General features: G+C 37.5%; 12 protein-coding genes and 1 other annotated feature (1 of these 13 only partly in view). All 12 genes read left to right on the forward strand.

Annotation, left to right across the window (positions count from 1 at the left end; translation table 11 throughout):
- The first annotated feature begins 64 nt into the window (after positions 1–64).
- Positions 65–1,447 (forward strand): thioether cross-link-forming SCIFF peptide maturase, encoded by a 1,383-nt coding sequence (gene scfB / locus JOC73_RS01965; RefSeq protein WP_330613058.1) that lies wholly within the window; start codon positions 65–67, stop codon positions 1,445–1,447.
- Positions 1,444–1,947: a gamma carbonic anhydrase family protein gene (locus tag JOC73_RS01970; protein WP_204400175.1), complete on the forward strand. Its 504-nt coding sequence runs from the start codon at positions 1,444–1,446 to the stop codon at positions 1,945–1,947. Before scfB ends, JOC73_RS01970 begins: the two co-directional genes overlap by 4 nt.
- A gap of 100 nt (positions 1,948–2,047) precedes the next feature.
- Entirely contained in the window at positions 2,048–3,304 is a 1,257-nt protein-coding gene (secD, locus tag JOC73_RS01975) for a protein translocase subunit SecD (protein ID WP_204400176.1), read from the forward strand.
- A gap of 12 nt (positions 3,305–3,316) precedes the next feature.
- Positions 3,317–4,210 (forward strand): protein translocase subunit SecF, encoded by an 894-nt coding sequence (secF, locus tag JOC73_RS01980; protein ID WP_204400177.1) that lies wholly within the window; start codon positions 3,317–3,319, stop codon positions 4,208–4,210.
- An 89-nt stretch (positions 4,211–4,299) separates the two neighbouring features.
- Positions 4,300–5,982 carry an ABC1 kinase family protein gene (locus JOC73_RS01985; protein WP_204400178.1) on the forward strand — a complete coding sequence of 561 codons (1,683 nt, stop codon included), beginning with the start codon at positions 4,300–4,302 and terminating at the stop codon, positions 5,980–5,982.
- Between the two features lie 281 nt (positions 5,983–6,263).
- The gene (gene recJ, locus JOC73_RS01990) at positions 6,264–8,033 is read left to right on the forward strand and encodes a single-stranded-DNA-specific exonuclease RecJ (RefSeq protein WP_330613059.1); all 1,770 of its coding nucleotides are present in this window, start codon (positions 6,264–6,266) and stop codon (positions 8,031–8,033) included.
- Between the two features lie 204 nt (positions 8,034–8,237).
- Positions 8,238–8,753 (forward strand): adenine phosphoribosyltransferase, encoded by a 516-nt coding sequence (locus JOC73_RS01995; RefSeq protein WP_204400180.1) that lies wholly within the window; start codon positions 8,238–8,240, stop codon positions 8,751–8,753.
- 50 nt (positions 8,754–8,803) lie between these two features.
- The gene (locus tag JOC73_RS02000) at positions 8,804–10,999 is read left to right on the forward strand and encodes a RelA/SpoT family protein (protein WP_204400181.1); all 2,196 of its coding nucleotides are present in this window, start codon (positions 8,804–8,806) and stop codon (positions 10,997–10,999) included.
- A 15-nt stretch (positions 11,000–11,014) separates the two neighbouring features.
- Complete coding sequence (gene dtd / locus JOC73_RS02005; protein WP_204400182.1) at positions 11,015–11,464, forward strand: D-aminoacyl-tRNA deacylase; 450 nt, start codon at positions 11,015–11,017, stop codon at positions 11,462–11,464.
- 13 nt (positions 11,465–11,477) lie between these two features.
- Positions 11,478–12,095: an MBL fold metallo-hydrolase gene (locus tag JOC73_RS02010; RefSeq protein ID WP_204400183.1), complete on the forward strand. Its 618-nt coding sequence runs from the start codon at positions 11,478–11,480 to the stop codon at positions 12,093–12,095.
- Between the two features lie 60 nt (positions 12,096–12,155).
- Positions 12,156–12,338, forward strand: coding sequence for a DUF2481 family protein (locus tag JOC73_RS02015; RefSeq protein WP_204400184.1), 183 nt, complete (start codon positions 12,156–12,158; stop codon positions 12,336–12,338).
- A 14-nt stretch (positions 12,339–12,352) separates the two neighbouring features.
- Positions 12,353–13,855, forward strand: coding sequence for a coproporphyrinogen dehydrogenase HemZ (gene hemZ / locus JOC73_RS02020; RefSeq protein ID WP_204400185.1), 1,503 nt, complete (start codon positions 12,353–12,355; stop codon positions 13,853–13,855).
- A 53-nt stretch (positions 13,856–13,908) separates the two neighbouring features.
- Positions 13,909–14,005: a binding site (T-box leader), on the forward strand (it continues 137 nt past the right edge of the window).

The raw sequence follows: 14,005 nt of genomic DNA on the forward strand, positions 1-14,005 counted from the left end.
CACTGCTGTTTTTTCTTGATTGTTTCCACGTAATTATGTAAAATAGATGGGTGGGGGCAATATTATGGAAGGAGTTAGACATAGAATGATACATAAATTTAACCAAGGAAATAAAAATATTGTAATAGATGTTAATAGTGGTGCTGTCCACGTGGTAGATCCATTGGTCTACCGAATATTAGATTTTTATCCAGATCACACGGATGAAGTAATCGTTGAGACATTAAAAGGAGCATATACATCTGATAGCATCCAAGAAGCTTTGGAGGAAATTAAGACTCTAAAAAAAGAAGGCTTATTATTTAGTGAAGAAAGATATTTAGAGCATGAGAGCTTTAAAAACAAGAAACCTGTTGTTAAGGCCCTATGCCTTCATATAGCCCATGACTGTAACATCAGATGCAAGTACTGTTTTGCTTCTCAAGGGGACTTCAAGGGGCAACGAAGCTTCATGACTCTAGAGGTGGGACAAAAGGCTATTGATTTTCTATTGGAAAACTCCGGAAAACGAAGAAACCTCGAGGTGGACTTTTTCGGTGGCGAACCATTGATGAATTTTGATGTTGTTAAAGAAATCGTTGCCTATGGAAGGAGGAGAGAAAAAGAATACAATAAAGCAATCCGTTTCACCATGACGACAAATGGTGTTCTTTTAGATGATGAAAATATGAAGTTCATCAATGAAGAGATGCACAATGTTGTATTGAGTATTGATGGACGAGAAGAAATAAATGACTACATGAGATATACTGTAAATGGACAAGGAACATATAAATTAATCGTACCTAAACTTCTAAAAATGGCTGAAATGAGAAAAGGTAAAGACTACTATGTCCGTGGAACCTTTACTAGACACAATCTAGACTTCTCCAATGACGTTATACATTTGGCAGACATAGGCTTTAAAAATGTTTCGGTAGAGCCAGTAGTAGCTGCACCACAACATGACTACGCCATTACAGAAGAAGACTTACCAATAGTATTTGAACATTACGAGGCTTTAGCGGAGGAATACGTAAAGAGAACTAAAGAAGGAAACCCCTTCAACTTCTTCCACTTTATGATTGATTTAAATCAGGGACCATGCGTCATCAAGCGAATCGTGGGCTGTGGAGCTGGTGCGGAATACTTAGCAGTTACACCAGAGGGAGAACTTTACCCATGCCATCAATTTGTTGGAAATTCAGACTTTATGATTGGTAGCGTAATGGACAATACTTTAAAGAAAGAATTATACTACACATTTGCAGAGGCCCATGTATATAACAAGGATAAATGTAATGAATGTTGGGCAAAGTTCTATTGTAGTGGTGGATGCCATGCAAATGCTTACCACTTCAACAACGATATCAATGTTCCTTATGATATTGGTTGCGAGATGGAGAAGAAAAGAATAGAGTCTGCCTTAATGATCCAGGCAAAACTTGCGGAGGAGGAAGTATCATGATTAAAGCATTTAAGAATAAAGAGCCTAACATTCATGAGAGTTGTTTCATAGCCGAGACAGCCGACTTGATTGGTAATGTAACCATTGGTGCTAATTCCAGTATTTGGTACAAGGCTGTTCTTAGAGGAGACGTTAATCAAATACAGGTTGGTGAAAACACCAATATTCAAGACAATACTGTCATACACGTTGCAAAAGAATACCCAACTTTCATTGGAGATCATGTGACAGTAGGTCATAGTTCTATCATTCATGGGTGCAAAATCGGCAATAATACCTTAATAGGAATGGGTGCTATTGTTCTGGATGGGGCTGAAATCGGCGAAGAGACAATTATTGGTGCAGGAAGCCTCGTGCCTCAAGGAAAAAAAATCCCTTCTGGTGTGTTGGCTTTAGGATCACCTGTAAAGGTAATTCGGGAATTGACAGAGGAAGAAAAGACAAAGCTACAAGAATCTGCTGACGGATACGTTGCAATGGGAAAGGCCCACAAAAAATAATTTTCTTGTTAAATTAACTGGGAATTTCCTTTGTGTTGACTGATTAGTTAGTAGCATATATAATTAAATTTATGATAATAGGTTAGGGGGAGAGTAAACAATGAAGATGAAAAACGCCATCATATTTTTATTAGTACTGGCTATTGTTGGACTTGCATCATACACAGCAATCAGTGGATTGCAGATTGGGAATACAACAATTAGTCCCTTTAAAGACTCCATTAAGCAAGGTCTGGATTTAAAGGGTGGGGTATACGTTGTTTATGAAGCAAAGACAGATGCTGAAGGTGAAGAATTACAAAGAATTATGTATCAAACAATTGAAGTATTTAGAAATCGTGTCGATGCTTTTGGTTTAACAGAACCTTTAATTGTTCCAGAAGGGGAAAAGCGTATTAGAGTTGAATTACCAGGTGTTGAAGATGCTCAAGAGGCCATTGATATGATTGGTAGAACAGCACAGCTTAAGTTTGTTGCTGGGGACAATCAAGAAGTCGTTTTAACTGGTGCAAACGTTAAAAGAGCTGAAGCGGCTACTGAAGCTGGACAATATGTTGTTAGTTTAGAATTAGATACAGAAGGTGCTGAAGCTTTCTCAGAAGCAACTGCTAGAGTTGCTGAATATCAATATGGTTCAAATGAAAACAAGATTTATATAATCCTAGATGATGAAGTGATTTCAGATCCAAATGTTAAAGAAAGGATTAGTGGTGGTAGATCTCAAATCTCTGGTGGTTTTGACAGAGATGAAGCCATCCGTTTAGCTGCATTAATCCGTGCAGGGGGACTTCCTGTTGACCTAGAAGAAGTTCAAAGTTCCACAATTACTGCAACATTAGGGGTAAATGCATTAAATAAGAGTGTTAAAGCGGCTCAAATTGGTATTCTTTTAGTATTACTATTCATGTTGATTTACTACAGAATCCCTGGATTAGTTGCTAATATTGCATTAACAATCTATATGCTAATCGTATTAGGAACATTTATCGCATTAAACGCGACTTTAACATTACCAGGTATTGCAGCCCTAATCCTATCGGTAGGTATGGCGGTGGATGCCAACGTAATTATATTTGAAAGATTAAAAGAAGAATTAAGAGCTGGTAAGACAGTTCGTGCGGCTATTGACTCTGGTTTCAAAAGAGCCTTTAGAGCAATCTTAGACTCAAACATTACTACCCTTATTGCTGGTTTCGTATTATACCAATTTGGTACAGGACCAATTAAAGGTTTTGCATTGACGTTAATTATTGGTATTTTAGCAAGTATGTTTACAGCTGTAGTTGTTACTAAATTCCTTTTAAAACTATTTGTTGGAATGGATTTAGCTAAGAACAGCAAATTATTCGGAGCATAGGGGGGAAATAAAATGAGAATAGTAGAACAACGTAAAATATGGTTTTCTATTTCAGCATTCATCATTGCTGTTGGATTACTTTTAGGTTTAGTTCGAGGATTTAATAGAGGTATTGACTTCACAGGTGGAGCTCTGATGGAGATTGAATTGCACCAGACAGTCAGTGTAGATGAAATCCGTGAAATTACCAAAGCGTATGACGAAAAGGCAAATATTGCCTTTATCGGAGAAGAAAGAACCATTGTACAAATTAGATCAACAGAAGATTTCAACAATCAAAAAAGATTAGAAATTTTTGATAAATTCAAAGAAAAATATAACCTAGAAAAGGATGACTTTTTAAGAGCTGAGCAATTCGGACCAGCAGTAGGTAAGGAAATTCAAACAAAAGCCTTCTGGGCAATCTTAGTTTCTACCATCGGGATGCTGGCATATATCAGCTACAGATTTGAATTTAGATTCGGTCTTGCAGCGATTATTGCCCTGATTCATGATATGTTAATTGTTATTGCTGTTTACTCAATCTTAAGAATCCCAATCAACAGTCCCTTCGTGGCGGCTATGTTGACAATCTTCGGATACTCAATCAACGATACCATCGTTGTATTTGATAGAATCAGAGAAAACTTAAGATTTTTAAAGAAAAACAACTATGCACAACTGGCTAATGATAGTATTGCTCAAACGGTTAGTCGTTCAATCAATACCTCATTAACAACCTTAATTACAATTGTTGCCCTTTATGTATTGGGGGTAGAGCAAATCAGAGAATTTGCACTACCACTAATCGCAGGGGTAATCAGCGGAACCTATTCTTCAATCTTTATTGCCAGCCCAGTGTGGGTAATGCTTAAAGAGAGACAAAATCATAATGGTGGAAACCAACCAACTCCAGAAGTAAAATAATGAGAATATAAAAGGAAAAGTGGTAATAATACAGATGAAAAGTATTGTTACCACTTTTTTACGTATAAAGATTTTATGGGGTTGATCAGATGGCAAGATTGCGGGCAAGGTATAAAAATTTAAAAAGATATAAAAAAATCGGGGAAGTTACCATGAAATATGGCTTCAATGTGGTGGCAGAAAAGCTATGGGAAAAAGGCTTGATTCCAAAATTTGTTTTAAATATAGATAAAACAGATAAAAACCTGACACTAGGAGAAAGACTACGGTATGCCCTAGAGGAGCTAGGGCCTACTTTTATTAAGCTGGGACAAATCTTAAGTACTAGAAGAGATCTATTGGGGGATGAAATTGTCAACGAACTCTCAAAGCTTCAGGACAATATTGCCCCCTTTCCTTTAGAAGAGGCTAAGATTGTTTTTGAAAAGGAAATGAAGATGTCCATTGATGAAGCTTTTAAAGCCTTTGATGAAAAACCCATCGCATCAGCATCCATTGGACAGGTGTATGAGGCTACACTAAAAACAGGTGAAAATGTAGTAGTTAAAATTCAACGACCTAATATACAACTACTGATAGAGCGGGATATGGATATCCTATTCAATCTCGCAAAGCAGCTGGATGAGCATATGGATAAAAATAAGCCTGTGAGATTCTATGAAATGGTGGAGGAATTTTACTATACCATTAAAAGGGAGCTGGACTATACTAACGAAGCTAGAAATGCAGAACGGTTTGGGGAAAACTTCAAGGATAACAAGCAAATCCTAGTTCCAGAAGTTTACTGGAATTTTACCAGTAAGAAAGTACTTACTCTGCAACGAATCTATGGCATAAAAATCATGGACTCTAGGTCATTGAGAAGAAAAGGCTGGGATTTGAAGGGTTTAGCCAATATTGGAGCTGAGGCCTTTATGAAACAGGTCTTTATCCATGGTTTTTTTCATGGAGATCCCCATCCAGGGAACATATTTGCCATTGATGAATCCACCATAGCTTTTATAGATTTTGGGGTTGTGGGATTTTTAGACAAAAGCAATATGAGGATGTTGACAAATATTTTTACCGCAGGAGCCAGAAGAGACGTGGATCGTCTGGTAAATACACTAATAGAGATGGATGCCATCAGTCCAGAAACCAACATGAGAAGGCTAAAGGAGGATGTATCTATACTCATCAACCTCTATTATAATTTACCCCTCAAAAACATAAATTTAGGAGAGTCCTTCAGGGAGCTGTTGGAGATGGCCTATATTAATAAAGTCACCCTCCCTCCACAATTAATGCTACTTTTTAAATCGATAATAACATTGGAGGGCAGCGGAAAGTACCTCCATCCAGATTTTAGCTTATCCGATATTACAAAGAGGTTTATAAAGGAAATTTATCTCCATCGTCTTCACCCTCAACAGTTATTGACGGAGATTCGTGATTACTCAGAAGAAATCATCTTTGGAATGAGATATTTTCCAAAGCAGCTTAGAAATTTCTTTAAGAAGATAGAAACCAATAATATAAAACTGAATTTGGACCATGGGGGGTTTAAACCCCTTTATGAGGAGTTAAATCGCCTGACTAATAAGCTATCCCTTAGTTTAATTACATCTGCATTAATTGTCGGGTCCTCCTATATGATCAGAAATAACTCAAACACCAATCAATATAGTGTTTCCATGCTGGGGCTGGTTACCTTTGTAGTAGCCAGTTTATTAGGGGTCAGTGTCGTAATCTCAAATCTAATCAACAATTGGCATAATTGGCGTAGAAAATAAAGGTGGACCTCGCTAATTGTTTGCTTAAGTTATTAATTTAGACTTTATGTGATAGCCTGTTGAAAAACCATCATCTTCATCGTCACTGCATAAAGCCAGCACCCTTACGTATGTTTTATACGCTACGGTCGCCGGCTTTTCTTGTTCCTTGAATCTAATGGCTTTTGAACAGGCTAGGTGTTTGAGGAAAATCTCATTATAAAATTTGTCGATTTTATAGTATAATGGAATAGTCTTTGTTGAAGTGAGTAGATGTAATGGCTGTAAAAGGGGGATTTAAGTTGCACAAATGGATGCTTAAAAACATGAAGGTTGATTATAAAACAATGGCTCAAGAGCTAGGGGTCAACCAAATCTTGTGTAAAGTGATGGTTAATAGAGGAATTCAAGAGATTGAGACGGCCCGTAGTTTTCTAAAGCCAGATATTAAAAAACTACACAAACCTTTACTACTGAAGGATTTAGAACAAGCAGTTGAAATTACAAAGGAGAAAATCCTAAATCATAAAAAAATTAGAATCATTGGCGACTATGACGTGGATGGTGTCATCAGCACCTATGTATTGTATAGAGCTTTATCCAGCTTTGGAGCCATCGTTGATTATGAAATACCCCATCGAATAGAGGATGGCTATGGGATTAATAATAATTTAATAGATGAAGCTCACCAAGCTGGTATAGATACCATCATTACTTGTGATAATGGAATTTCAGCTTTGGATCAAATTAAATATGCCAAATCATTAGGAATGACGGTCATTGTCACAGATCATCACGACGTTCCCTTTGTGGAGGATGGAGCAGGAAATAGAACGTATCTAAGGTCAGAGGCAGATGCCATCGTCAATCACAAGCAGTTGGAGTGTCAGTATCCCTTCAAGCATCTTTGTGGAGCTGCTGTGGCATATAAATTTCTTCAAGCCCTCCAGGAGGAATTGGAGATTGATAGCGATCTTTTAGAAGAACTACTACAGTTTGTAGCGATAGCCACCGTATGTGACGTAGTGGACTTAGTGGAAGAAAATCGTATTATTGTAAAAAAAGGATTAGAGCTGATTAACAAAACCAATAACTTGGGTCTTAAATCTTTATTTAAGGCGGCAGGAATAGAAGGAAAAGCTGTTAGCGTCTATACCTTAGGATTTGTAATCGGACCTTGTATCAATGCTTCCGGTAGACTGGATTGTGCTAAAAAAGGGCTAGAACTATTGCTTTCTGAAGGAGAAGAAGAAGCCACTTCCCTAGCAAAGGAACTCCATGAGTTAAATGAAGAAAGAAAGTTGATGACAATTGAAGGGGTAGAGCAGGTAATCGAGAGTATCGAGAGTACTTGTGTAGGTCGGGATAAGGTTTATGTTGTATATAAAGAGGGAATCCATGAAAGTATAGCAGGGATCATTGCAGGAAGGATTAAAGACAAGTACCATGTCCCCACCATCGTTCTTACAGAAGCAGAGGATGGGGTGAAGGGGTCAGCCCGCTCTATTGATGGGTACAACATGTTTGAAGAATTATTGAAATGCAAAGATCTCCTAACTAAGTTTGGAGGACATCCGATGGCGGCAGGACTTTCCCTTTTGCCTGAAAATGTAGAATTGGTTCGACAAAGATTGAATGAATTAACCACCTTGACGGAGGAAGAATTAACTCCAAAGGTATATATAGATGCTCAGCTACCCTTTGAAATGATTGATCTACATTTAGCGGAGGAGTTACAACTGTTGGAGCCCTTTGGTAAAGCAAATTCAAAGCCTTTATTTGCAGAAAAAAATGTTAGAATTACTTCTGCATCAATCTTAGGAGCCAATAAAAATGTTCTAAAGTTAAAGCTTGTATCTCAAAGGGGAAAAATGATGGAGGGAATCTATTTTGGAAATATTCCAGACTTTGAGAAGGTCGTAATTGATGGATTTGGAGCGGAACAGTTGAGTTTACTTTATAATGGAAGAAGCAATAATATTAAAATGGATTTTATATTTACTGTCGGAATAAATGAATTTCGAGGCAGCAAAAGTGTACAAATAGTCATACAACACTATAGAATAGGATAAACTTTGATATAATATTACAGGATATTTATAGAATCCTTAACCAAATATTGATAAATTCAATTTTAAAAGATATAATAAAATTATTCTATAATAATTGTTTAATATAAATACAATATTAGATGAAAATAGTTGAATGTAAGTATGGGCTACAGAGCCATAATCATACAAGAAATTTAATATCCGATATGAGGAGGAAATAAAAAGATGGATTTAAGAAAAGAGATTAGAGAAATACAGGATTTTCCAAAGAAGGGTATCAGTTTTAAGGATATTACCCCTTTATTACAGGATGGAAAAACCTTAAAATATCTTACTAAAGAGTTTGCAAGTCAATTAAAGGACCTTAAGGTTGATGTAATCGTTGGGCCAGAAGCGAGGGGTTTTTTAGTAGGTACACCAGTAGCCTATGAATTAGGTATTGGGTTTGTGCCAGTTAGAAAGCCTGGTAAATTGCCAGCTGAAACAATTCGTTATGAGTATGAGCTAGAGTATGGTACAGATGTACTGGAAATCCATCAGGATGCTATAAAACCAGGTCAAAGAGTTGCCATTGTAGACGACTTATTAGCAACGGGTGGAACTGTTCTTGCTGCTACAAAGTTAATCGAGGAGTTAGGCGGAGAGGTTGTTTCTCTAAACTTCTTAATCGAGTTAGGTTTCTTAGGTGGACGTGATGTATTAAAGGGATACAAAGTGGAATCTCTAGTAATATATGAATAAAATAAAGGTCATGGATTGATAGGGTCTATGCTGCGGAAGGGTGATTGATGATGAAGGAAAACTTAATAGCTATGATAAAAGACATAAACCCCCAATGTGATGTGGACTTAATTGATCGTGCCTATCATTTTGCTGAAAATGCCCACGAAGGTCAATTTCGGAAGTCTGGAGAACCCTATTTCATTCATCCTGTAGAGGTTGCCAAAATCTTAATTGAGCTAAAATTAGATAGTAGCACTGTTGCCGCAGCATTACTTCATGATGTGATTGAGGATACAGAGTACTCCTTTGAGGAAATTAAACAACATTTTGGAGAAGAAATCGCTGTTCTAGTAGAGGGAGTAACAAAACTTACTAGAATGTCCTTTGAGTCAAAGGAAGAGAGACAAGCAGAGAATCTAAGAAAAATGTTTGTGGCCATGGCTAAGGATATTCGAGTTATTTTAATTAAGTTAGCAGACCGTCTACATAACATGCGAACCTTAAAGTACCAATCGGATGAAAAGAAAAAGGAAAAAGCAATGGAAACCCTAGAGATATATGCTCCAATTGCCCATCGACTAGGGATTTCGAAGGTCAAATGGGAGCTGGAGGATCTTTGTCTACGATATATTGATCCTGAGGGATATTATGACCTTGTGGAAAGAGTGGCTATCAAACGTAAGGATCGAGAGATGTTCATTAACCAAGTTATCAACTCTCTACATGAAAAGCTGGATGAGTTTAGTATAGAAGGTGAAATCTCTGGTAGGCCTAAGCATTTCTATAGTATTTACCGTAAAATGGTATACCAAGGAAAATCCTTTGATGAAATCTTTGACTTTTTAGCCGTCAGAGTGATTGTTGATAATATAAAGGACTGTTACGGTGTGTTGGGAGTTGTCCATACTATGTGGAAGCCTATACCAGGTAGATTTAAGGACTATATTGCTATGCCCAAGCCCAATATGTATCAATCTATTCATACCACCGTGATAGGACCAAAGGGAGAACCGGTGGAAATACAAATTAGAACCCATGAAATGCACCAAATATCTGAGTATGGTATCGCAGCCCACTGGAAATACAAAGAGGGGAAAACTACTGATAATCCCAAAAAATTAGGCGACAAGCTAACATGGGTAGGCCAAATGCTGGAGTTGGAGAAGGAAACCAAGGATCCTAAAGAATTTATGGAATCCCTCAAGGTGGATCTATTGACCAACGAAGTATTTGTCTTTACGCCTAAAGGAGAGGTAATCAACCTTCCTACTGGGTCAACTCCTATTGACTTTGCCTACCGTATCCATTCGGATATAGGTAATAAGTGTGTTGGATCAAAGATTGATGGCAGAATCGTGCCATTAGATTATAAATTAAAGAATGGAAACATCGTTGAAATATTGACTTCCTCCAACAGTAATGGACCAAGTCGAGACTGGCTGAAAATAGTTAAGAGTTCTCAGGCTAAAAATAAGATTAGACAATGGTTTAAAAAGGAGAGACGGGAAGAAAACATAGATAAGGGGCAGGAAATTCTTGAAAGAGAAATTAGACGTCAAGGTCTTCAACAACCTGAGGTAGCTCAAACAAAGCTATTAAACACCATTGCAAAGAGATTGGGGTTAAATAGTGAGGTTGATTTATATGCAGCCGTTGGATATGGTGGAATTACCCTTAGCCAAATACTTCCTAAAATAAGAGAAGTCATTAAGAAAGAGAATGTCAAGAAGGAAACAGTGGCGGAACTGATGGAAAAAGACGTAGCTCCTCAGGAAAAGCCGCAAGAAAATAAAGAAAAGAATAAGAAAAACAAGCAGGGGCAAGGAGTCTCTGTTAAGGGTATTGACAGTATTATGGTAAGGTTTGCCCGCTGTTGTAATCCTGTCCCAGGGGATGATATTGTTGGCTATATTACAAGAGGAAGAGGTGTCTCTGTCCATCTAAAGGACTGCCCAAACCTTATGAGTACAATAGAATCAATCGATCGTTTGATTGAGGTAAATTGGGATACTACGAAACCAAGGAGTTTCCAAGCAGAAATCCAGATTAGAGCCTATGATAAAAAAGGTCTGCTTTCTGAAATTACCAAGGTTATTACCGAAAGTAAAATCACTGTAAATGCCTTAAATGCAAGAACCAACAAGGAAAAGTTGGCAGTGTTAAATCTGACGGTTGAAATTGACGATATCAATCAATTGGATAAAATCATGCAAAAGTTCAGAGGGATGAAGGAAGTACTGGATGTACATCGAGTAACTACCTAATTGAAGGAGGCTACTATGAGGGCTGTTGTTCAAAGAATTAAAGAAGGTAAGGTAGAGGTAGCTGGTGAAGTTACTGGAGCAATAGGTAAAGGTCTACTGATTTATTTAGGAGTGAGTGATGAAGATACTCTCCAAGATGTAAAGTATATGGCTGATAAGATTGCCAATCTGAGGATTTTTGAAGATGAGAATGAAAAAATGAATCTTGCATTGTTGGATACTGGTGCTGAAATGTTGGTTGTTTCTCAATTTACCCTTTATGGGGACTGTAGAAAGGGAAGAAGACCCAACTTTTCAGGGGCCGGTAGACCAGAAATGGCAGACGAACTATATAAAGAATTTCTAAAGTCCTGCGAAGAAATGGGAATGCACGTGGAAACAGGGGTTTTTCAAGCCCATATGGAGGTTCATTCTATTAATGATGGACCAGTTACAATGCTAATTGATAGTAAAAAGGGTTTTTAAGGAGGCAAAATAGATGTTATTAGAAAAAATACCAGTAGGACCCCTTTCGGTTAACTGTTATGTAATTGGAGACGATGGAACTAACAAGGTAGCGGTGGTTGACCCAGGTGGAGATGCAGATAAAATCCTAAGATTTTTAGATGAAAATGAGTTAGAGTTAGAATATATTATCCTTACCCATGCCCATGGCGATCATATCGGTGGAATTCCAGGGTTATTAGAAAAAATAGATGTTCCTGTATACATGCATAAGGAAGACTTATTCATACTAAAGGATATGGAGAAGAACTATTCAAAACAGATGGGGCTTACATATGAGCTAGAGACTGAAAACTTTGTTGCTGATGGAGATGAGCTTTCTCTCGGAGATTTAAAGCTTAAAATCATCCATACCCCTGGCCATACTCCAGGAGGAATTTGTATCCTAGTGGAAAATTTCCTAATAGCAGGAGATACGCTATTTGCAAATTCCATTGGTAGATCTGACTTGGTGGGGGGCAACCACAACCAGTTAATTGACTCTATTAAGGGTAAGTTAATGGTCTTAGATGAAGAAATCATGGTATTACCTGGTCATGGGCCAGCCAGTCGTATTGGTATTGAAAAATTGACAAATCCATTCCTTAAGTAAAGTATACTCCCAGAGATATGAGGACAAAATATAACTATAATGTTTCTGGGAGGTTTTTTTATGAAAAAGAGAATTGGCGACTACATACAAGATGTTAAACGACGCAATTTTACGGAAATGCAACTTCATGACTTTTTAGAAATGAGGGAAGCTGGCTTATCCGACAGCGAAATGGCTATGGAATTCGGCGTCAGTAAAAAAGTAATAGAATCCCTTCAAAGGGATATGAAGGAAGAATATTGATGGGAGTTTAAGCAATGATTAAAGTAGTTTGTATAGGACATGATTATGCCTATGAGGTGAAGGAATTATTAAAACTATTCTACCCAACAGAAGAAATGTCTATTTCCACAAATAAAGATGACCTAAGCAACCCAATACCCTCTTCTATGGTGGATGAGGGTATTATTAGCCGCATAGATATCTTAGAAAATCAAGTTAAAGTGACTACTGAGGTTTACTATGACGGAAAAAGTGAAAATGTTGTTGAAGTGAAAGCACTTAATGAACTTCATGAAAAAGACCCTCAAGTTATTAGAAAAATAAGTAAAACGCTTATTAAGAGGGGGATTTTTCAGTTATTAAAACAAATTAAGAAGACCTATTTACCTTGGGGAATTTTAGTTGGGATTAGACCAACAAAAATCGTCCATGAGTTGATGGAGGAAGGAAAGACTTCTGTAGAGATCTTACAGATTTTGCAGGAGGAGTACTATATACAGGAAGATAAGGGCCAGTTATTGTTATCAGTGGCAGAAAGGGAACATCCTTATATCTACCCGATAGACGAAAGTAAGGTTAGTATATATATTAGTATCCCCTTTTGTCCAACGAGATGTGTATATTGTTCCTTTCCATCAAACCCGATGAAACAGTGGGGATATCTACAGGATGCCTATGTAGAGGCCCTGTGTAAAGAAATCATTGAGACATCAAAATTGATTCGAGAAAAAGGGAAGGATATAGAAAATATATATATAGGTGGTGGCACTCCTTCAACCTTAAATATTCAACAGCTAGAGAAGTTATTTAATTGTCTTGAAGTATCCTTTGATATAAAGGATCTGAAGGAATTTACCTTTGAGGCAGGTAGACCCGACACCATTGATGAAGAAAAACTAACCTTCTTGAAAAATAAAGGGGTTGGAAGACTCAGTATCAATCCCCAAACCATGAATGATTGCACCCTTGAATCTATTGGCAGGGATCATTCTGCTGAGGACTTAAAGGAATCCTTCCGTTTAGCCCAAAAGGTTGGTTTTGAAAATATCAATATGGACCTGATCATTGGACTACCGGGGGAGACTTCTGAAATGGTAGAGCATACCATGAAGGAGATTCAGTTGCTTCAACCTACTAACCTAACAGTCCATACCTTAGCAGTAAAGAGGGCCTCCAAGCTCAAGGATGAAAAGGACTCCTACGATTTACAGGAGGAAGAGGAAGAAATCATTAAAATGTTGGGAATTACTCAAGCCTATGCAGATAAAATGGAGTTAAAACCCTATTACATGTATAGACAAAAGCATATGTTGGGACACTTAGAGAATATAGGCTATTGTCGACCAGGATATGAGGGGATTTACAACATTCAGATTATGGAGGAAAAGCAGACCATCATTGCCTTTGGAGCTGGAGCAGTTTCTAAATTTGTCTATCCAAAGGAAAACCGTCTAGAACGGGTTCCAAACATCAAAAATCTCGAGCAATATCTTGTAAGGGTAGAGGAAATGGTGGAAAGGAAAAAAATATATATTTAAATGGTTGACAAGATATAGCAAAAGCCTTATAATAATACCAATTATATACTCTTACATACGTTTTAATCAGGAGGAGTAAGTATAATACCCGTTGAAGCGAGTCGAGGGTGGTGGAAGCTCGATACGAAGGATTATGCAGAAGACACCAGA

The organism is Alkaliphilus hydrothermalis, from assembly GCF_016908555.1.
Taxonomy (GTDB): domain Bacteria; phylum Bacillota; class Clostridia; order Peptostreptococcales; family Natronincolaceae; genus Alkaliphilus; species Alkaliphilus hydrothermalis.